The following is a 19,708-nucleotide window of genomic DNA, read 5'->3' as shown; positions in this document are numbered from 1 at the left end:
CGGCGAGAGGGTGGCGGATCGGAGTGCGAGCCTGCGGCCGCCGCGCGGCTACTCGACCACCCGGAGGACACCGGCGGCCGCAGGCTCGCACTCCGATCCGCCACCCTCTCGCCGCACCCTCCGAGGAAAACCGGCGATCCGCGTGTCAGCGGATCGTCGTAGCCGTACGCAGGACGCCCTTGAGAACCCGGCCACCCTCCCCAGCCGACCGCGCCGAGCCGGTCGGGGACCGGCTCGCCACAGACACCGCGAACCGGCGATCCGCGTGTCAGCGGATCGTCGTAGCCGGACGCACGACGCTCTCACCGACCCGGCCACCCTCCCCAGCCGACCGCGCCGAGCCGGTCGGGGACCGGCTCGGAATTCAATACAGACAGTTCGGCCCCAGCAGGCTCTTCAGCTCGCCGAAGAGGTCCGGGGTGATGCGCACGGGGAACGGGACCTCGAACACGCGGGCCGTGTCGCCCTTGATGAGCTTCAGCCGCACCTCGGTCTGGCCGGAGTGGCGGATGAGCACGTCGCTGAGCTGCGAGACCGTGTCGGTGGTCGCGCGCGACTCGGGCATCGAGACGGTGAGCGGTCCCGAGTCGCCGTCCTGGCTCATCTCGGGGGCGAACAGGCTGAACGCGTGCAGGTTCATCCCGTCGTCGCGCATGCTGACGCGGCCTCTGACGACGACGATGGAGTCGTTCGTGAGCGCCGGGGCGAACTCCTGGTACGCCTTCCCCATGAACATGCAGGTGATCTCGCCGCCGAAGTCCTCGACCTGGATCATCCCGTACTGGTTGCCGGAGGCCTTGGCCATGCGGTGCTGGACGCTCGTCACCAGGCCCGCGACGACCACGGTCTCGCCGTCGGCGATCGTCTCCGAGATCAGCAGGTCGGCGATCGTGGTGCTGTAGTGCTTGGCGAGCTCGGTCTCGAGTCCGGCGAGCGGATGGTCGGACACGTAGAGCCCGAGCATGTCGCGCTCGAAGGCGAGCTTGTCGCGCTTGGCCCATTCGGGCCGCTCGGGCACCTGGATCGCGGCCTGCGGCTCGTCCCAGAGGCTGTCGAAGTCGAAGCCGACCTGGCCGTTCGCCTCGTTGCGCTTCTCCCCTACCGCCGCCTCGACGGCGTCCTCGTGCACCTCGACCAGGGCGCGGCGGGTCGAGCCGAGCGAGTCGAAGGCGCCGGCCTTGATGAGCGACTCGATGGTGCGCTTGTTGGTCACCTGCAGCGGCACCTTGCGGAGGAAGTCGTGGAACGTCTCGAAGCGCCCCTTCTCCTCGCGGGCGGCCCGGATGCCCTCGACGACGTTCATGCCGACGTTGCGGACGGCGCCGAGGCCGAAGCGGATGTCGGTGCCGACGGCGGTGAAGAAGCCGATCGACTCGTTGACGTCCGGCGGGAGCACCTTGATCCCCATCCGCCGGCACTCGTTGAGGTAGGCGGCCATCTTGTCCTTGGAGTCGCCGACGCTGGTGAGCAGCGCGGCCATGTACTCCGCGGGGTAGTGCGCCTTGAGGTACGCCGTCCAGTAGGAGACGACGCCGTACGCCGCCGAGTGCGCCTTGTTGAAGGCGTAGTCGGAGAAGGGCAGCAGGATGTCCCAGAGGGTCTTGACGGCCTCCATCGAGTAGCCGTTGGCGATCATGCCGCCCGAGAAGCCCTCGAACTGCTTGTCCAGCTCGGACTTCTTCTTCTTGCCCATCGCGCGCCGCAGCAGGTCGGCCTGCGCGAGCGTGAAGCCCGCGAGCTTCTGCGCGATCGACATGACCTGCTCCTGGTACACGATCAGGCCGTAGGTCCCTCCGAGCACCTCCGAGAGCGGCTCCTCGAGCTCCGGATGGATCGGGGTGATCTCCTGCACGCCGTTCTTCCGCAGCGCGTAGTTGGTGTGGGAGTCGGCGCCCATCGGGCCCGGCCGGTAGAGCGCGAGGACTGCGGAGATGTCCTCGAAGTTGTCGGGCTTCATCAGCCGGAGAAGCCCGCGCATCGGGCCGCCGTCGAGCTGGAAGACGCCGAGCGTGTCGCCACGCGCGAGGAGGTCGTAGGCGGCCTGGTCGTCGAGCTCGAGGTCCTCGAGCACGAGGTCCTGTCCGCGGTTGGCGCGGATGTTGTCGAGGGCGTCGTCGATGATAGTGAGGTTCCGCAGCCCCAGGAAGTCCATCTTGATCAGCCCGAGCGACTCGCACGCGGGGTAGTCGAACTGCGTGACGATCTGGCCGTCCTGCTCCCGCTTCATGATCGGGATGATGTCGAGCAGCGGATCGCTGGACATGATGACGCCGGCCGCGTGCACGCCCCACTGGCGCTTGAGGTTCTCGAGTCCGAGCGCGGTGTCGAAGACCAGCTTGGCCTGCGGGTCCTCGGCGATGACGTTGCGCACGTCGAGCGCTTCCTTGTAGCGCGCGTGGGCGGGGTCGTTGATGCCGCTGAGCGGGATGTCCTTGCCCATGATCGCGGGCGGCATGGCCTTCGTCAGCTTCTCGCCCATCCCGAACGGGAAGCCGAGGACGCGCGAGGCGTCCTTGAGAGCCTGCTTCGCCTTGATGGTGCCGTAGGTGACGATCTGCGCGACGCGCTCGTCGCCGTACTTCTCGGTGACGTAGCGGATGACCTCGCCGCGGCGACGGTCGTCGAAGTCGACGTCGAAGTCGGGCATGGAGACGCGGTCGGGGTTGAGGAAGCGCTCGAAGATCAGGCCGTGCCGCAGCGGATCGAGGTCGGTGATCTTCATCGCGTAGGCCGCCATCGAGCCGGCACCGGAGCCGCGGCCGGGACCGACGCGGATCCCGTTGCGCTTGGACCAGTTGATGAAGTCGGCGACGACGAGGAAGTAGCCGGGGAAGCCCATCTGCAGGATGACGCGGGTCTCGTAGTCCGCCCGGTCGCGCACCTCCTGGGAGATGCCGTCCGGGTAGCGCTCGCGCAGTCCGGCCTCGACCTCCTTCACGAACCAGGTGTCCTCCGTCTCGCCCTCCGGCACCGGGAAGCGGGGCATGTAGTTCGCCGAGGTGTCGAACTGGACGTCGCAGCGCTCCGCGATGAGGAGCGTGTTGTCGCAGGCCTCGGGGTGGTCGCGGAAGACCTGGCGCATCTCGCGCGGCGACTTGAGGTAGAACTCGTCCGCGTCGAACTTGAAGCGCTTGGGGTCGTCGAGGGTGGTTCCGGACTGCACGCAGAGCAGCGCCGCGTGCGAGGTCGCGTCGTGCGCATGCGTGTAGTGCAGGTCGTTGGTGGCGACCAACGGGAGGTCGAGGTCCTTCGCGAGCCGGATGACGTCGCCGATCACCCGCCGCTCGATGTCGAGGCCGTGATCCATGATCTCGGCGAAGAAGTTCTCCTTGCCGAAGATGTCGCGGTAGTCGGCGGCCGCCTGGCGGGCCTCCTCGTACTGGCCGAGGCGCAGGCGCGTCTGGACCTCGCCGCTCGGGCAGCCCGTGGTGCCGATCAGGCCCTCGGAGTACTGCGAGAGGATCTCGCGGTCCATGCGCGGCTTGAAGTAGTAGCCCTCGATCGACGCGCGCGAGGAGAGGCGGAAGAGGTTGTGCATGCCCGTCGTGGTCGAGCTGAGCAGCGTCATGTGGGTGTACGCGCCGGAGCCGGACACGTCGTCCCCTCCGCCGTCGCCCCAGCGGATGCGGGTCTTGTCGGAGCGGTGCGTCCCCGGGGTGAGGTAGGCCTCGGTGCCGATGATCGGCTTGATCCCCGCCGCCGTCGCGGTGCGCCAGAAGTCGAAGGCGCCGAACACGTTCCCGTGGTCGGTCACGGCGATGGCCGGCATGCCCTCCTCGACCGCCGCGTCGATCAGCGGCTTCACCCGCGCTGCACCGTCGAGCATCGAGTACTCGCTGTGCACGTGGAGGTGGACGAAGGAATCGTTACTCGGCAAGGATGCGCCTCCGGCGGACTGCGGGCAGGGGAGGGATGGCCGGCGACCCGGGAGGGCCCGTGGACACGGCGGGAAGAAGTCTAACCGCGCCGGACGCGGGTCCGGCCGGGAGAGCGCGGATCACTCCCCGCGCAGCACCTCGAGGGCGTGCACCAGGTCGTCGGGGTACGACGCCTCGAACTGCACCCACTCCCCCGAGCCCGGGTGGGTGAAGCCGAGCCGGACCGCGTCGAGCCACTGGCGGGTGAGGCCGAGCCGCTTCGAGAGGGTCGGATCGGCGCCGTACATCGCGTCGCCGACGCACGGGTGGCGCTGGGCGGCCATGTGCACGCGGATCTGGTGGGTGCGGCCGGTCTCGAGGTGGATCTCGAGGAGGGAGGCGAACGGGAAGGCCTCGATCGTCTCGTAGTGGGTCACCGAGGGCTTGCCGTCGGCGCGGACCGCGAACTTCCAGTCCGAGGACGGGTGGCGGCCGAGCGGGGCGTCGATCGTCCCGGCGAGCGGGTCGGGGTGGCCCTGCACGACCGCGTGGTAGACCTTCTCGACCGTGCGGTCGTGGAACGCGCGCTTGAGGTGCGTGTAGGCGCGCTCGGACTTCGCGACGACCATGAGGCCGCTCGTGCCGGCGTCGAGCCGGTGCACGATGCCCGCGCGCTCGGCCGCACCGGAGGTCGACACGGTGAAGCCCGCGGCGGCGAGGGCGCCGAGCACCGTCGGTCCCTCCCAGCCCACGGCGGGGTGCGCGGCCACTCCGACGGGCTTGTCGATCACCACGATGTCGTCGTCGTCGTGCACGATGCCGAGGCCGGGGACCGCCATCGGCACGATCCGCGGCTCCTCGCGCGGACTCCACTCGACGCTCAGCCAGGTGCCTGCGTGCACGCGGTCGCTCTTGTCGAGGACCCGTCCGTCGGCGCTCACTCCGCCCGCCTCGGCGACCTCGGCCGCGAAGGTGCGCGAGAAGCCGAGCAGCTTCGCGACGGCCGCGTCCACGCGGAGGCCGTCGAGCCCGTCCGGGACCGGCAGCTCTCGGGACTGCGCCATCAGCGTCCGCCGGGGCGGTCGGCGTCGCGGGCCGCCTCCTCGACGGAGGAGGCCGCTGCGGGGGCGCCCGCTCCGGGGGCGGCGGGAGCGCCGTTCTCGGACACGACCTGGTCCTGCTCGTCGCGGCCCGCGCGCTCACGGGTGCCGTCGAGGCCTACGCCCCGCACGCTCAGGAGGACGAACAGCGCCATCGCCGTGCAGATCGCGATGTCGGCGACGTTGTAGATCGCCGGGAGCAGCCACGGCGTGAAGAGGAAGTCGACGACGTGTCCGAGCCCGAAGGAGGGCTCTCGGAACAGCCGGTCGAAGAGGTTGCCGAGGGTGCCGCCGAGCAGCAGGCCGAAGAAGACGCCCCACGCGGTGGAGCGGATCCGGCGCGAGAACCAGATCACGGCGACGACGACGCACGCCGCGATGATCGAGAAGATCCAGGTCGACCCGCTCGCGAGGGAGAAGGCGGCACCCGGGTTCTTCACGTAGTGCAGGATCAGGACGTCGCCGAGGACATGGACGTCCTCGCCCAGGGTCAGGTTCGTCGTGACCAGGAGCTTCGCGGTCTGATCGATCGCGAAGACCGCGAGCGCGACGAGGCCGAGGGTGACGAGCACCCTCGGCCTGACGTCCGCTGCGGCGGGACTACGCCCCAAAGCCCGACAGCGAGGACTCCGTCGACGCCGGCTGGGTGTCGAGGTCGCGGAGCTGGCCCTCGATGTAGCTCTTCAGCTTCTGGCGGTACTCGCGCTCGAAGGTGCGGAGCTCGTCGATGCGGTGCTCGACCGTCGCGCGCTCCTCCTCGAGCTTCGCGACCTGCTGGCGCTGCTTGGCCTCGGCCTCGGCGACGATGCGGGCGGCCGTGGCACGGCCCTCGGCGACGAGAGCGTCGCGCTTCTCGGCACCCTCGCGCACGTGCTCCTCGTGGAGGCGGCGGGCGAGCTGCAGGAGTCCGCTGGAGCTCTCGGCCTCGTCGACCGGAGCCGACTGCGAGGAGCTGACGGGAGCGACGACCGGTGCGGGAGCCGGGGTGGGCTCGGGCTCGGGCTCGGGCTGCGGCTCCGGCTCCGGTGCCTCGTCGACCACCGGGGCGGGAGCAGGAGTGCTCTCGCGCGGGGCGTCGGGGACTCGGGCGTCCGAGGGGCGGCTGTCGCCGGAGGAGAGGCGCTGACGAAGCTCCTCGTTCTCCTGGTTCAGGCGGCGGAGCTCCACGACGACCTCGTCGAGGAAGTCGTCGACCTCGTCCTGGTCGTATCCCTCACGGAACTTGGTCGGCTGGAACCGCTTGTTGACAACGTCTTCGGGAGTGAGCGCCATGGCTTTCCACCTTCGATTTCAAGTAGGTACACGTTTAACAACGCGCGACTAAAGCTAGCAACTTCAGGCGCACGGCGCAGTGCTGACACCGCGGGGAACGTCCGGACGTGCCAACGATACAGGGACGGTCAGGCGCGCTGGAGCCACGTGGCGATGTACATGCCCACGATGACGCAGAGCATGGTGAGGCTCCAGCCGAAATCGAGCGCGATCGGACCGATCGAGACCGGCTTGATCAGGCGTCGGAAGAAGCCGATCGGCGGGTCCGTGACGGTGTAGACGCCCTCCGCGGCGACGAGGCCGGCACCGCGGGGGCGCCAGTCGCGTCGGATCACGCGGACGAGGTCGAGCACGAACCGCGCCCACATCGCGAAGAAGTAGAGCAGCAGCACGAAGTACAGGACGCTCCCGAGGAGCGAGACGACGGAGGTCACCGGGGGCCAGGGCTCCCCGGGATCAGGACTTCGCGAAGAACGACGCGTCGGCGTCGCTCTCGGCGGAGGCGGAGTCGCCGGCGACGGTGATGTGCGACGGCGAGAGCAGGAAGACCTTGCTCGTCACGCGCTCGATGCGGCCGTAGAGGCCCTGCGAGAGTCCGCTCGCGAAGTCGATGAGGCGGCGGGCGTCCGCATCGCTCATCTGCGAGAGGTTGATGATCACGGGGATGCCGTCGCGGAAGTTCTCCGCGATGACCTGCGCGTCGCGGTACTGCTTCGGGTGGACGGTGAGGATCTCGTTCATCTCGGCGGGTGCCGTCGCCTTCGGGGTCTGGGGGGTGGGCTTGCGGAGCGGGGTGACCGTCGCGCGGGGCTGCTGCACCGGCTCGACGGGAGGGACGGGCTGCACCGGGGAGACCGGTGCGCGGTGGACCGTCGCCGGGGCCGCCTCGACGGGCTCTGCGCGCTCGTACTCGACCTCTTCGTCGGCGAGTCCGAGGTAGACCATCGTCTTCTTCAGCGGGTTGGCCATGGGGTGTCCTCCGTGTCGTGTGTGCTCCCACAGGTGGGTCACCACGAGGTTAGGTGCGGGCGGGGCGTTCTCCGGTGATTGCCGATCCGATTCGCAGGTGTGTCGCACCCTCCGCGATCGCCTCGGCGAAGTCGTTCGACATGCCCGCCGAGATCGCCGTGGCGGAGGGCTCGACGGCGCGCACGCGGTCGGAGATCGACCGGAGCCGGGCGAAAGCCGGACGGGGCTCCTCGTCCAGCGGAGCGACCGCCATCACGCCGCGCAGCGTGAGGCCGGGCGCCCCGGCGAGAGCCTCGGCGAGGGGCTCGACGTCGGCGGGCGACGCTCCCCCGCGGTCGGGATCCTCGGTGAGGTTGACCTGCAGGAACACGTCGAGCGGCTCCTCCCCCGCCTCCAGCAGCGGGACGAGCGCGAGCCGGTCGACGGAGTGGACCGCGTCGGCGTAGCGGCGCACCTGGCGCGCCTTCTTGCTCTGGAGCTGCCCGATGAAGTGCCAGCGCGCAGCGGTCCCCGCCAGCTCGGCCGACTTCTCCTGCGCCTCCTGGTGCCGGTTCTCGCCGAAGTCGACGACGCCCAGCTCGAGGAGGTCGCGGAGCAGCGACACGGGGTGGAACTTGGTCACCACGATGGTCGTGACCGAGGACGCCTCGCGACCGGCCGAGCGGGTCGCGTCGGCGACCCGCTCGGAGACCTCGGCCCAGCGCGCGGCCAGCTCCGGATCCGGCACGACTACTTGAGGAAGTCGGGGATGTCCAGGTCGCTGTCGTCGTCGTCGAAGGACGGGTCGGCGACAGGGGCCGGGGCGGCGACGGGGGTGCTCGACCAGATCGAGCCGGCCGCAGGCGCCGCGGCGGGAGCCGGGACGGGCTCAACGGCCGACTCGCTCGCCGAGCTCTGCTGCTGGCGCGGCTGGGCGATCGCGGCCTGAGCGGTCCCGCCCGGCTCTCCGCCGTCGAAGCCCGCGGCGATGACGGTGACGCGCACCTCGTCGCCGAGCGTGTCGTCGATCACGGCACCGAAGATGATGTTCGCCTCGGCGTGCACCGCCTCCTGGACGAGGCGCGCCGCGTCGTTGATCTCGAAGATGCCGAGGTTCGAGCCGCCCTGGATCGAGAGGAGCACGCCGTGCGCGCCGTCGATGCTGGCCTCGAGCAGCGGTGAGGCGACGGCCAGCTCGGCCGCCTTGATCGCGCGATCGGCGCCGCGCGACGAGCCGATGCCCATCAGCGCCGAGCCCGCGCCCTGCATGACCGACTTCACGTCGGCGAAGTCGAGGTTGATCAGGCCGGGCGTGGTGATCAGGTCGGTGATGCCCTGGACGCCGGCGAGGAGCACCTGGTCGGCGGTCGCGAAGGCCTCGAGCATCGAGATGCCGCGGTCGCTGATCTCGAGCAGGCGGTCGTTCGGAACGACGATGAGCGTGTCGACCTCGTTCTTCAGCGTCGCGACGCCGGCCTCGGCCTGCGTCTGCCGACGGCGTCCCTCGAACCCGAAGGGCTTGGTCACGACGCCGATGGTGAGGGCGCCGATCGACTTGGCGATCCGCGCCACGACGGGCGCGCCGCCGGTGCCGGTGCCGCCGCCCTCGCCCGCGGTGACGAAGACCATGTCGGCCCCCGCGAGGACCTCCTCGATCTCCTCGGCGTGGTCCTCGGCGGCGCGGCGGCCGACCTCGGGGTCGGCGCCGGCGCCGAGTCCGCGGGTCAGCTCGCGGCCCACGTCGAGCTTGACGTCGGCGTCGCTGAGCAGGAGCGCCTGGGCGTCCGTGTTGATCGCGATGAATTCGACACCGCGCAGGCCGAGCTCGATCATGCGGTTGACGGCGTTGACGCCGCCTCCGCCGATGCCGACGACCTTGATCACGGCGAGGTAGTTCTGGTTTGAAGTCACGTCTCCGGCCTCCGGGCTGAACCTTAAACCTGTAGTTGAGGCTTAAAGTTATGCTGAGTATGCATTTGGGGTTCGGCTCCGACGGTAGGCGGAGTCCGGTCGCGCTCCCAGCAGACACGCCCGCAACGCTCGAAAGAACGCGCGGATCCGCCGCCGGTCAAGGCCGGGGCGCCACGACGGCGGCCTGGGGCGAGGACACGTCGTAGGTGCCGACGACGGCGGGGTCGGTCGCGGCCATCAGCTTCTCGAGCACGACGGCCTTGAGCGCCGACTCGTCCGACCCGCCCCAGACGACTTCCGTGCCGTTCTGCAGGGTGAGCGAGACGTCGTCGCCGGTCGTGGCCGTGGCAGCCGTCACCTGCGGAGCGAGCGACGCGGGCAGGGAGCGCAGCACCCGCGCGGTCGCGCGGAAGCCGGCTCCCGAGGCGTCGCCGGACGCGGTGGTGAGGACCGGGTAGCCGGGCTGCGCCGAGTCCGCCGTCTCGATGACGACTCCGGCCGCGTCCACGAGCTCGAAGCGGCCCCCCGCCGCGATCACGCCGAGGGGCGTGCGCTCGACGATCGACACCACGAGGGTGCTCGGCGGCCGGGTCTGCACCGAGTAGCTCTGGATGAGCGGGGACGCGCCCAGCACGCGGCCGACCTCGTCCCGGTCCACCAGGGTGAGCGGGACGCCGAGCTGGTCGTCGAGCTCGCTCTGCAGGGCGGCGGCGTCGACGCGCTGGGTGCCCGAGATCTCGATCGTGCGCACGGCCATGAGCGGCGAGAAGGCCGCGACTCCGACGATGAGGGCGAGGGCGACGAGCGACCCGGCCACGACCAGGGCGATCAGGCGGCGCCGACGCGCGCGCTTCGTGAAGCGGCGGACCTCCCCCCGCTCGTAGCGCCTCCGCTCGCGGGCGGCCCGGGAGACGGCCCGGTTCTCGGCTCCGGGCAGGCGCAGGCCCGAGAGGGTGCGGCGGACCGCGCCCGCGCGCGACGGAGTGCGCTCGGCCGGCTCCGGGTCCACGCGGATCGCGGAGACGATCCGGATCGGCTCGGTGTCCGGCTCCGGCTCGCCGCCGCGCGTGGGGACGCTCCGACCGGGCGCCGGAGGGCGTCCGCCGTCGGGCCGCTTCACGGCCGCTCCCCCGCTTCGGGCGCGAGGACCGCGGTCATCGTGCGACCGGCGCGGCCTCGCTCGCGCCGAGCGACTCGAGCACCTGCGGGATGATCCGGTAGACGTCGCCGCAGCCGAGGGTGATGACGAAGTCGCCCTCGCGCGCGATGCCGGCCGTGAGGCGGGCCGCCTCCGCCCAGTCCGGGACGAACGAGACGTGCGACGGGTCGGCGAACTTCTCGCTGACCAGCGCTCCGGTCACTCCGGGCTCCGGATCCTCGCGCGCCCCGTAGACGTCGAGGACGATCGTCTCGTCGGCGTAGCGCTCGAGCGTCTCGGCGAACTCGCGGGCGAAGAGGCGGGTGCGGCTGTAGAGGTGCGGCTGGTGCACGGCGATGATGCGGCCCTCGCCGACCACGGTGCGCGCGGCGGAAAGGGCGGCGGCCACCTCGGTGGGGTGGTGGGCGTAGTCGTCGTAGACGCTGACTCCGCGGACCGCTCCGTGCAGCTCGAAACGGCGCTCCGTGCCTCCGAACGCCGACACGGCCTCGAGCGAGGCGGCCGGATCGAAGCCCAGGCCCACCAGCACTGCGAACGCGCCGGCCGCGTTGATCGCGTTGTGACGGCCGGGGATGCGGAGGCGGGCCGAGTAGCGCCTGCCCTCGTACTCGACCGAGAAGCCGACGGGGCCGACGAGGTCGAGGTCGACGACGCGGACGTCCGCCCCCTCGGCCTCGCCGAAGGTCAGCACCCGTCCGCCGACCAGCCACTCGGTGACGCGGACGGCGCCGGGGTCGTCGGAGGAGATGACGACGAGCTCGCTCGCGGAGGAGGCGAAGGTGACGAAGGCCTCCTCGAACGCCTCCAGCGATCCGTAGTGGTCGAGGTGGTCCGGGTCGACGTTCGTGATGAGGGCGACCGCGGTGTCGTAGAGGAGGAAGCTGCCGTCCGACTCGTCGGCCTCGACGACGAAGACCTCGCCGGAGCCGGCGGCGGAGGAGGTGCCGAGGCTCTCGATGATGCCGCCGTTGACGAAGCTGGGGTCGGCGTCGACGCCGAGCAGACCGGTGACGATCATGCCGGTCGACGTGGTCTTGCCGTGCGCTCCGGCCACCGCGACCAGGCGCTTGCCGCGCACCAGCCAGGCGAGGGCCTGCGAGCGGTGCAGCACGGGCAGGCCGCGCTCCTTCGCGAGCAGGTACTCCGGATTGTCGGGCCACAGGGCGGAGGTGACGACGACCGCCTCGGCGTCCCCGAGGTTCGCCGCGTCATGGCCGATGGCGACCGGGACGCCGAGCTCCCGCAGCTGCTCGATGGGGTGGGACTCGCGGACGTCCGACCCGGTGACCCGGTGCCCGGCGTGGTGGAACAGCCGGGCGATCCCGCTCATCCCGGAGCCGCCGATGCCGATGAAGTGGACCGAGCCGAGCTCGTCGGGGACGGTGATGCCGAGGTCGGGCTTGATCACGGGGCTCTCGCTTTCGGGTGGGTCGCGGCGGGCGGGAGGGGCCTCCCGCGGTGCGCCGGATCAGTGTAGACGGTGGGCGGGAGTGCTCTCCCGAGCCGCGCGGAGCGGGCTCAGCGCGGCTCGGAGAGGGTCGACTCGATCAGGTCGACGAGCCGCCCGGAGCCGTCGCGGACTCCCACGCGGGCGGCCCGGCGCGCCATCTCGTCGCGACGGGCGGTGTCGCCCAGGAGCGGTACGAGCTCCCGCTGGACCCAGCCGGGGAGGAAGGCGGCGTCCTCGACGAGGACCGCTCCCCCGGCGTCGACGACGCCGCGCGCGTTGTAGCGCTGCTCGCCGTTGCCGACCGGGTACGGGACGTAGACCGCGGGCAGGCCGAGGGCTGTCAGCTCGCTGACCGTCGCTGCCCCCGCGCGGGAGACGGCCACGTCCGCGGCGGACAGCGCGAGGTCCATCCGGTCGCAGTAGGCGAGGAGGTGGTAGCCGGCCACCCCCGGGTCCGTGATCTCGGCGCGGTCGCCCGTGATGTGGAGGACCTGGAAGCCGGTGGCGACGAGATCCCGGGCGGCGGCGTGCACCGTCGCGTTGATCCGTCGAGCGCCGAGGGAGCCGCCGGTCACCAGGAGGGTCTGCCGGGACGGGTCGAGGCCCAGCGCCGCCATCGCGTCGTCGCGGCGCGCGGCCCGGTCGAGCTCGGCGATCTCGCGGCGCAGCGGCATGCCGACGACCCGCGCGTGCGGCAGGGGCGTGCCCTCGAAGGCCACGCCGACCGAGCGGGTCGCGCGCGCGCCGAGGCGGTTGGCGAGCCCGGGGCGCGCGTTGGCCTCGTGGACGGTGAAGGGGACGCCGGCGCGGCGCGCCGCCAGGTAGGCGGGTGCTGCCGCGTACCCGCCGAAGCCGACCACCGCGTCGATCCGCCGGTCGCGGATCGTCCGGACGATGCCGGCGATGGTCGCACGGAAGGCTCCGGGGAACCGCAGCGCCGCCGCGTTCGGACGGCGCGGGAACGGCAGCCGCGGGATCACCGAGAGCTCGTAGCCGCGGAGGGGGACGAGGCGGGCCTCGAGCCCCTCGGCGGTGCCGAGCACGAGCACCTCGTCGTCCGGGTTCCGCCTGCGGATCTCATCGGCCGTCGCGAGCAGCGGAGTGACGTGGCCGGCGGTGCCGCCGCCGGCGAGGAGGTAGCGGGTCACTCCGCCGCCGCCTTCCTGCGGCGCAGCACGCCCGCGCCGGGCAGGGGCGCGGTCTGGGTGCGGGCGAAGGAGAGGACGACGCCGATGGCGAGGAGCGAGCTGAGCAGGGCGGTGCCTCCGGAGGAGATCAGCGGCAGCGGGACTCCCAGCACCGGGAGCACCCCCAGGACCACGCCGATGTTGACGAACGCCTGGCCGATCAGCCAGACCATGATCGCGCCGGTGCTGATCCGCACGAACGGATCGGAGGACGCGTGGATGACGCGGAAGAAGGCGACCGCGAGGACCACGAACAGCGCCAGGACGACGATCGCTCCGATCAGCCCGAGCTCCTCGCCGATGATGGCGAAGATGTAGTCGTTGTCCGCGGCGGGCAGCCAGGACCACTTGGCCTTGGAGTTGCCGAGGCCCACGCCGAAGATCCCGCCGGAGGCCATCGCCCAGGTGCCGTGCACCGGCTGCCAGCACGAGTTCTGGTACTCCTCGACGTTGGAGCAGTCGCCGAGGAAGGACATGATCCGGGTGAGGCGGTTGTCGCTGGAGACGGCGAACAGCACCGCTCCGATCGCACCGACCACCACGATCGGCACGAGGACCTTCATCTGGACGTTCGCGTAGAAGAGTGCGGCGAGGACGATGCCCGCCATGATCACGACCGTGCCCAGGTCGCCTCCGATGAGGACCAGTCCGATCGCCGCGCCGCCGACGATCAGGACGGGGATGAGCGCGTCCTTCCAGTCCTTCGGCGACCGGTAGCGGCGGGCGAGCAGGAGCCCCAGCCAGAGGGCGAGCGCGAGCTTGATGATCTCGGAGGGCTGCATGCTGAAGGCGCCGAGGCGGATCCAGTTGCGGTTCCCGCCGACGGAGTCGCCGAGCGGTGTGAAGAGCACGAGGCACTGGAGGACGCAGCCGGCGATGAGCAGGATCGGCGTCACGCGCTTCCACACGCCGAGGGGCAGCCGCGAGACCACCAGCATCATCGGGATCCCGAGGAGGGCGAACCCGCCCTGGCGCAGGAAGCCCCCGAAGGAGTCGTCGCTCGACACGTAGGAGGTGACCGACGAGGAGGAGAGCACCATCGTCAGTCCGAACAGCACCAGGAAGAGCGTGGTCCCGAAGAGGAGGTAGAAGTTCGGCGAGTGGGAGGCGAAGACCTTCGACAGGACGATCCGCGCGGAGCGGGCCCCGCTCCGGTCCTTCCCGCGCTGCTCAGTGCGCGAGCGGCCCGCGGGGCGGCTCGTCGTCGGAGCGGTCATCGGCTCCCCCTCCCAGGTGTGTCGCCACGGCGGCCGCGAAGGAGCGGCCCCGAGCCGCGTAGTCGAGGAACTGGTCCATCGAGGCCGCGGCGGGTGCGAGCAGGACGACGTCCCCCGAGCGGGCGAGCGTCGCGGCCGCCTCGACGGCCGCCTGCATCACCGCACCAGTGTCGTCCGGCACCGCCTCGCTCACGGGGAGGGCGGGCGCGTGTCGTCGGAATGCCGCGAGCAGCGCCGAGCGGTCGGCGCCGATCACCACGGCGCCCCGCAGGCGGCCGACGTGCGCGGCCACGAGGGCGTCCACGTCGACGCCCTTGAGCAGGCCGCCGACGACCCAGACGACCGACGGGTACGCGCGCAGCGAGGCGTCGGCGGCGTGCGGGTTCGTGGCCTTGGAGTCGTTCACCCAGGTCACCCCGTCGTGCTCGGCGACGACCTGGATGCGGTGGGCGTCGAGCTCGAAGGACGCCAGCGCGGTGCGGACGGCCGTGACCTCGATCCCGCACGCTCGGGAGAGCGCTGCCGCGGCGAGCACGTTCTGGACGATGTGCGGAGCGGCGAGGTTCCGAGCGGCGAGCTCGTCCACGGTGGTGATCTCGAGGGCACTGGTGCGGCGGTCCTCGAGGAAGGCGCGGTCGCAGAGGATGCCGTCGACGATCCCGAAGTCGCTCGGGCCGGGCACGCCGAGGCCGAACCCGATCGCCCGGGCGCCCTCCACCACCTCGGCGTCGAGCACCATCTGCTCGGTCGCCGCGTCGGCGCGGTTGTACACGCAGGCGACGCGGGTGCCGGCGTAGACCTTGCCCTTGGCCGCACGGTAGGCGTCGAACGAGCCGTGCCAGTCGAGGTGGTCGTCGGCGATGTTGAGGCATGCGCTCGCGATCGGCTCGATCGCGCCCAGGTAGTGCAGCTGGTAGCTCGAGAGCTCCACGACGAGGACGTCGAAGCCCTGCGGGTCGCGGACCGCGTCGAGCACGGGCACGCCGATGTTGCCGCAGGGGGCGGCGCGGAGGCCGCCGGCCACGAGCATCGTCGCCGTGAGCTGGACGGTCGTGGTCTTGCCGTTGGTGCCGGTGACGGCCACCCAGTCCGCCGGAGTGCCGTCGGCGCGCACGACCTTGTCGCGGACACGCCAGGCGAGCTCGACGTCGCCCCACACGGGGATCCCGGACTCCGCCGCCCACACGAGGATCGGGTGCGTCGGCCGGAAGCCGGGCGACACCACGACCAGCTCCGGTGCGAACGCGTGCAGCTCCTCCGGAGCGGAGTCGAGGCGGTCGGCCCGGTGCAGGCGGGCGCCGATCACCTCGAGCAGGCGCTCGCGCTCCTCATCGGCGCGGTCGGCGAGGACCAGCACCTCGGAGCCGAGCTCGGTCAGGGTGTCGGCCACCGAGAACCCGGTGACGCCCAGGCCCAGCACGGCGACGCGCAGGCCGCGCCAGTCCGAGTGCCAGCTGCGGAGGGAGTCGGGACGGGCGGGATCGGTCATGCCAGCGACAGCCATTCCAGGTAGAAGAGCCCGACTCCGGCGGCGACGAAGATGCCGGCGATGATCCAGAACCGGACCACGACGGTGATCTCGGCCCAGCCCTTGAGCTCGAAGTGGTGGTGGAGCGGGCTCATCAGGAAGATGCGCTTGCCCCGGGTCAGCTTGAAGTAGATCCGCTGGAGGATGACCGAGCCGGTCACGATGACGAACAGGCCGCCGATGAGGATGACCAGCAGCTCGGTGCGGGTGAGGATCGCCAGGGCCGCGAGCGCGCCGCCGAGGCCGAGCGAGCCGGTGTCGCCCATGAAGATCTGCGCCGGCGAGGTGTTCCACCAGAGGAAGCCCACCAGGGCACCGGAGACGGCCGCCGCGATGATGGCCAGGTCGAACGGGTCGCTCACCTGGTAGCACTTGTCGACGACCTCGGGGTTGAGGTGCTGGTCGAAGCACCACTGGTTCGACTGCCAGAACCCGATGATGACGTAGGAGCCGATCGCGAGGATCGAGGACCCGGTGGCGAGTCCGTCGAGCCCGTCGGCGACGTTCACGCCGTTCGACGTGCTGGTGACGATGATGCAGATCCACAGCACGAACAGGCCGATGCCGATCCAGCCGAGGGAGGCGAAGTCGAACGGCAGGTCGCGGATGAACGAGATCGAGGTGGACGCGGGGGTGAGCCCGTTGGAGTCGCGGACCATGATCGCGATCACCGCGAAGGCCGCGGCGACGATGACCTGGCCGGCGATCTTCGCCCAGCCGCCGAGGCCGAGGCTGCGCTGGTTGCGGGTCTTCAGGAAGTCGTCGACGAAGCCGACGAGTCCGAGCCCGACCATCATGAAGAGCACCAGCAGGGCCGACGGCGCGATCGCCCGGTTGCCGAACAGCATCCCGAGGAAGTAGCCGACCACGGTGCCGATGATGATGACGATGCCGCCCATCGTCGCCGTGCCGTGCTTGACGTGGTGCGACTTCGGTCCGTCCTCGCGGATGAACTGGCCCCACTGCAGGCGGTGGAAGAGGCGGATGAACAGGGGCGTCATCAGGAGCGTGAAGGCTCCGGAGAACGCGCCGGACAGGAGGAGTGCCCTCATCGGTGACGCTCCCCGAGACGGTCGGCGAGGAAGCGCAGCCCCGCGGAGTTGGACGACTTGACCAGCACGGTGTCGCCGGGTCGCAGGTAGTCCTCGAGGAGGTCGAACGCCTCGTCGGAGGTCTCCGCGAAGACGGACTCGCCGCTCCACGATCCCTCGCGCTCGGCCGCGACGTGGATCCGGCGGGCGCCTCGGCCCACCACCACGATCTGGGAGATGTTGAGGCGGACGGCCAGCAGGCCCACGCGCTCGTGCTCCTCGTCGGCCCACTCGCCGAGCTCGCTCATCTCTCCCAGGACGGCGACGGTGCGCCCCCCGGGCTTCGCGATCTGGGCGAGGGTGCGCAGGGCGGCCGCGGTGGAGTCGGGACTCGCGTTGTACGCGTCGTTGATGACGCGGACGTCCTCGCCGCCCAGGACCTCCATGCGGCCGCGCTCGGCGAGGGTGACGGTCGCGAGAGCCTCGACGATCGCGGGCAGCGCCACTCCGACAGAGAGCGCGGCGGCGGTCGCCGCGAGGGCGTTCATCACGTGGTGCTCGCCGAGGACGCGCAGCAGGAGCTCGGCGCGAGCGGCCTCGCGGCCCTCCCCCGCCGAGACCTCGATGGCGAAGCGGGTGCCGTCGGCGGTCGCGTCGATGTCGACGGCGCGGACGTCCGCGCTCTCGCCGCGGCCGAACCAGAGGACCCGGGCGGCGGTGCGGCCCGCCATCGAGGCGACCCGGCCGTCGTCGGCGTTCAGCACGGCGACGTCGTCGGCGGTGAGGTCGGCGACCATCTCGGTCTTGGCCTCGAGCGTGCGCTCGATCCCGCCGAACTCGCCGGCGTGCGCGAGGCCCACGGCGAGGACGACGCCGACGTCGGGCCTGGCCATCCGGACGAGGCGGCGGATCTCGCCGACCGCGCTCGCGCCCATCTCGGCGACGAGGAAGCGCGTCGACTCGGACACCTGGAGCATCGTGATCGGCGCGCCGACCTCGTTGTTGAAGGATCCGCGCGGAGCGACCGTCTCGCCGACCCGCTCGAGGACGGTGCGGAGGAGGTTCTTGGTCGTCGTCTTGCCGTTCGAGCCGGTGACGCCGATGACGGTGAGCCCGCCCTTCGCGCGGACGCGCCGGACGACCTCGGTCGCCAGCGCTCCGAGCGCCTCGACGGAGTCGTCGACGAGGACCTGCGGCACGTCGAGGTCGAGCGGGCGCTCCACGATGAGGAGCGCGGCACCGCGCTCGAGAGCGGCGGGAGCGAAGAGGTGGCCGTCGGTGTGCTCGCCGCGCTTGGCGACGAAGATCCCGCCGGGCGCGATCTCGCGGGAGTCGGTCTCGGTCGCTCCGTCGATCACGGTGGCGGCCGTGGCGGACGAGCCGGCCAGGTGGAGGCGTCCGGAGACGGCCTCGGCGATCTCGGTGAGGGTGAGGGCGATCATCTACAGCCAGCCCGCCTCGCGCAGCGCGTGACGGACGTCGTCTCTGGCCGAATACGGCATGTGCACTCCTGCGATCTCCTGGTGGTCTTCGTGGCCGGGCCCGGCGTAGAGGATCGAGTCCCCTTCGCGCGCGAGGGCGACGGCGGCGCGCACGGCGGCGCGCGGGTCGGCGATCTCGTGGATCTCCCGGTCGGGCACGGCGGCCCGGGCGCCCTGGAGGAGCGCGGCGCGGATGGCGGCCGGATCCTCCCAGCGCGGGTGGAAGTCGGTGACGACCACGACGTCGGCGAGGCGGGCGGCGATGGCGCCCATGTCGCTCCGCTTGGTCGTGTCGCGGTCCCCGTCCGCCCCGAACACCATGAACAGGCGGCCGGGCGTGATGGTCCGCAGCGCCTCGAGCGCGTTCTGGAACGCGTCGGGGGTGTGGCCGTAGTCGACGTAGACGCGCGGTCCGCGCTCCCCCGAGACGAGCTCGGCGCGGCCCGGGATGTAGACGTCGAGACGGCTGTCCTCGAGCGCGTGCGCGACGGCGTCCAGGTCGAAGCCCGACTCCACCAGCATCACGATCGCCAGCGCGGCGTTGGAGGCCATGTACCAGCCGATCAGCGAGACGGTGACGACGACGGAGCGGTTCTCGGGCCCCTCCAGGCGGAAGGTGGTGCTGTCGGGCGTCGCGTCCAGCACCGTCATCGACCAGTCGGCGGGCGTCGTCGGGGCGACTCCGACGACCGGCGAGCCGGCGAGCGTCGCGACGGGGATGCGGCTGCGCTCGGCGAGCTCGCGCCCCCAGGCGCTGTCGACCGTGACGACGCCGCGGCGTGCGCGCTCCGGCTCGAAGAGGTCGGCCTTGGCCTCGAAGTACTCGCGCAGATCGGAGTAGTCGTCGAGGTGGTCGTGGCTGAGGTTCGTGAAGCCGACGACGTCGAAGACGAGGCCGTCGATCCGGTGCCGCGTGAGCGCCTGCGCCGACACCTCGATGGAGACCGCGCGGACGGCGGACTCGCGCATCCGCGCGAGCAGGCCGTGCAGCTCGCTCGCCTCGGGAGTGGTCAGCGAGCTCACCACGGCGACGTCGCCGATCCGGCGCTCGGCGGTGGAGCTGAGGCCGGAGACGACTCCGAGCCGGCGCAGCAGCGCGTCGAGGATGTAGACGACGCTCGTCTTGCCGTTGGTCCCCGTCACGCCGAAGAGCGTCGGGACGTCCTCGCGGGTGCGGTGGATCCACGCGGCGACGTCGCCGAGGGCGGCCCGCGGGTCGGGGGTCACCAGCACGGGCAGGCCGCTGTCGGCGGCGAGCTCCGCTCCGGCCGGGTCGGTCAGCACGGCGACGGCTCCGGACGCCGCGGCGGCCGACGCGAAGGCCGCGCCATGGGCACGGCGTCCTGCGACACCGACGTAGAGGTCTCCGGACTCGACCTGGTTCGAGTCCAGCGTGACTCCGCTCACCTCGACGCCCTCGAGGCCGCGGACCGGGCCGAGGGAGAACTCGGCCACGAGCTGCGAGAGGCTCCGCGGCACGGGGTGCTCGGGGCGGAGGGAGGACTGCGGGCGAGGGTCGTGCACTGCCCGCTCTTTCTCTCGTTCTGGTGCTTGGATCGTGGTCCCG

The 19,708-nt window shown here is 71.4% G+C and carries 16 protein-coding genes; all 16 read right to left on the bottom strand.

Features of this window, described 5'->3' with window-relative positions:
* Nucleotides 1-364: 364 nt before the first annotated feature.
* On the bottom strand, nucleotides 365-3,826 hold the full coding sequence (gene dnaE / locus C5D36_RS08930) for a DNA polymerase III subunit alpha (protein ID WP_374953776.1): 3,462 nt from the start codon (nucleotides 3,824-3,826) through the stop codon (nucleotides 365-367).
* Nucleotides 3,827-3,997: 171 nt separating this feature from the next.
* Nucleotides 3,998-4,921, bottom strand: coding sequence for an RluA family pseudouridine synthase (locus C5D36_RS08925; RefSeq protein WP_104233341.1), 924 nt, complete (start codon nucleotides 4,919-4,921; stop codon nucleotides 3,998-4,000).
* The gene (gene lspA / locus C5D36_RS08920; RefSeq protein WP_104267390.1) at nucleotides 4,921-5,529 is read right to left on the bottom strand and encodes a signal peptidase II; all 609 of its coding nucleotides are present in this window, start codon (nucleotides 5,527-5,529) and stop codon (nucleotides 4,921-4,923) included. The genes C5D36_RS08925 and lspA overlap by 1 nt, the downstream gene beginning before the upstream one ends.
* A 28-nt stretch (nucleotides 5,530-5,557) precedes the next feature.
* Nucleotides 5,558-6,229 carry a DivIVA domain-containing protein gene (locus C5D36_RS08915; RefSeq protein WP_104292476.1) on the bottom strand — a complete coding sequence of 224 codons (672 nt, stop codon included), beginning with the start codon at nucleotides 6,227-6,229 and terminating at the stop codon, nucleotides 5,558-5,560.
* Nucleotides 6,230-6,357: 128 nt separating this feature from the next.
* A complete protein-coding gene (locus C5D36_RS08910) occupies nucleotides 6,358-6,663 on the bottom strand; it encodes a YggT family protein (RefSeq protein WP_258059242.1) in 306 nt (101 codons plus the stop codon).
* Nucleotides 6,664-6,685: 22 nt separating this feature from the next.
* On the bottom strand, nucleotides 6,686-7,198 hold the full coding sequence (locus C5D36_RS08905; RefSeq protein ID WP_104292475.1) for a cell division protein SepF: 513 nt from the start codon (nucleotides 7,196-7,198) through the stop codon (nucleotides 6,686-6,688).
* A gap of 49 nt (nucleotides 7,199-7,247) precedes the next feature.
* On the bottom strand, nucleotides 7,248-7,925 hold the full coding sequence (locus C5D36_RS08900; RefSeq protein ID WP_104222598.1) for a YggS family pyridoxal phosphate-dependent enzyme: 678 nt from the start codon (nucleotides 7,923-7,925) through the stop codon (nucleotides 7,248-7,250).
* A 2-nt stretch (nucleotides 7,926-7,927) separates the two neighbouring features.
* A complete protein-coding gene (gene ftsZ, locus C5D36_RS08895; RefSeq protein WP_104292474.1) occupies nucleotides 7,928-9,088 on the bottom strand; it encodes a cell division protein FtsZ in 1,161 nt (386 codons plus the stop codon).
* Nucleotides 9,089-9,245: 157 nt separating this feature from the next.
* Nucleotides 9,246-10,208 (bottom strand): cell division protein FtsQ/DivIB, encoded by a 963-nt coding sequence (locus C5D36_RS08890; RefSeq protein WP_104292473.1) that lies wholly within the window; start codon nucleotides 10,206-10,208, stop codon nucleotides 9,246-9,248.
* A 34-nt stretch (nucleotides 10,209-10,242) separates the two neighbouring features.
* Nucleotides 10,243-11,655, bottom strand: coding sequence for a UDP-N-acetylmuramate--L-alanine ligase (murC, locus tag C5D36_RS08885; protein ID WP_104295647.1), 1,413 nt, complete (start codon nucleotides 11,653-11,655; stop codon nucleotides 10,243-10,245).
* Nucleotides 11,656-11,765: 110 nt separating this feature from the next.
* Nucleotides 11,766-12,845 carry an undecaprenyldiphospho-muramoylpentapeptide beta-N-acetylglucosaminyltransferase gene (murG, locus tag C5D36_RS08880; protein ID WP_104295646.1) on the bottom strand — a complete coding sequence of 360 codons (1,080 nt, stop codon included), beginning with the start codon at nucleotides 12,843-12,845 and terminating at the stop codon, nucleotides 11,766-11,768.
* The gene (gene ftsW / locus C5D36_RS08875) at nucleotides 12,842-14,101 is read right to left on the bottom strand and encodes a putative lipid II flippase FtsW (RefSeq protein WP_104295645.1); all 1,260 of its coding nucleotides are present in this window, start codon (nucleotides 14,099-14,101) and stop codon (nucleotides 12,842-12,844) included. The genes murG and ftsW overlap by 4 nt, the downstream gene beginning before the upstream one ends.
* A complete protein-coding gene (gene murD / locus C5D36_RS08870; RefSeq protein ID WP_104225371.1) occupies nucleotides 14,055-15,590 on the bottom strand; it encodes a UDP-N-acetylmuramoyl-L-alanine--D-glutamate ligase in 1,536 nt (511 codons plus the stop codon). Before murD ends, ftsW begins: the two co-directional genes overlap by 47 nt.
* Nucleotides 15,587-16,681 (bottom strand): phospho-N-acetylmuramoyl-pentapeptide-transferase, encoded by a 1,095-nt coding sequence (gene mraY / locus C5D36_RS08865; protein ID WP_104222591.1) that lies wholly within the window; start codon nucleotides 16,679-16,681, stop codon nucleotides 15,587-15,589. Before mraY ends, murD begins: the two co-directional genes overlap by 4 nt.
* Nucleotides 16,678-18,102 (bottom strand): UDP-N-acetylmuramoyl-tripeptide--D-alanyl-D-alanine ligase, encoded by a 1,425-nt coding sequence (murF, locus tag C5D36_RS08860; protein WP_104222590.1) that lies wholly within the window; start codon nucleotides 18,100-18,102, stop codon nucleotides 16,678-16,680. The genes mraY and murF overlap by 4 nt, the downstream gene beginning before the upstream one ends.
* Entirely contained in the window at nucleotides 18,103-19,665 is a 1,563-nt protein-coding gene (locus tag C5D36_RS08855; RefSeq protein WP_104238697.1) for a Mur ligase family protein, read from the bottom strand. It abuts the gene before it with no gap.
* Nucleotides 19,666-19,708: the final 43 nt, after the last annotated feature.

The organism is Rathayibacter sp. AY1C6, from assembly GCF_002931535.1.
Taxonomy (GTDB): Bacteria; Actinomycetota; Actinomycetes; order Actinomycetales; family Microbacteriaceae; genus Rathayibacter.
Note: the sequence above shows the minus strand (reverse complement) of the source record. Positions and strands in the feature narration are given on the sequence as shown.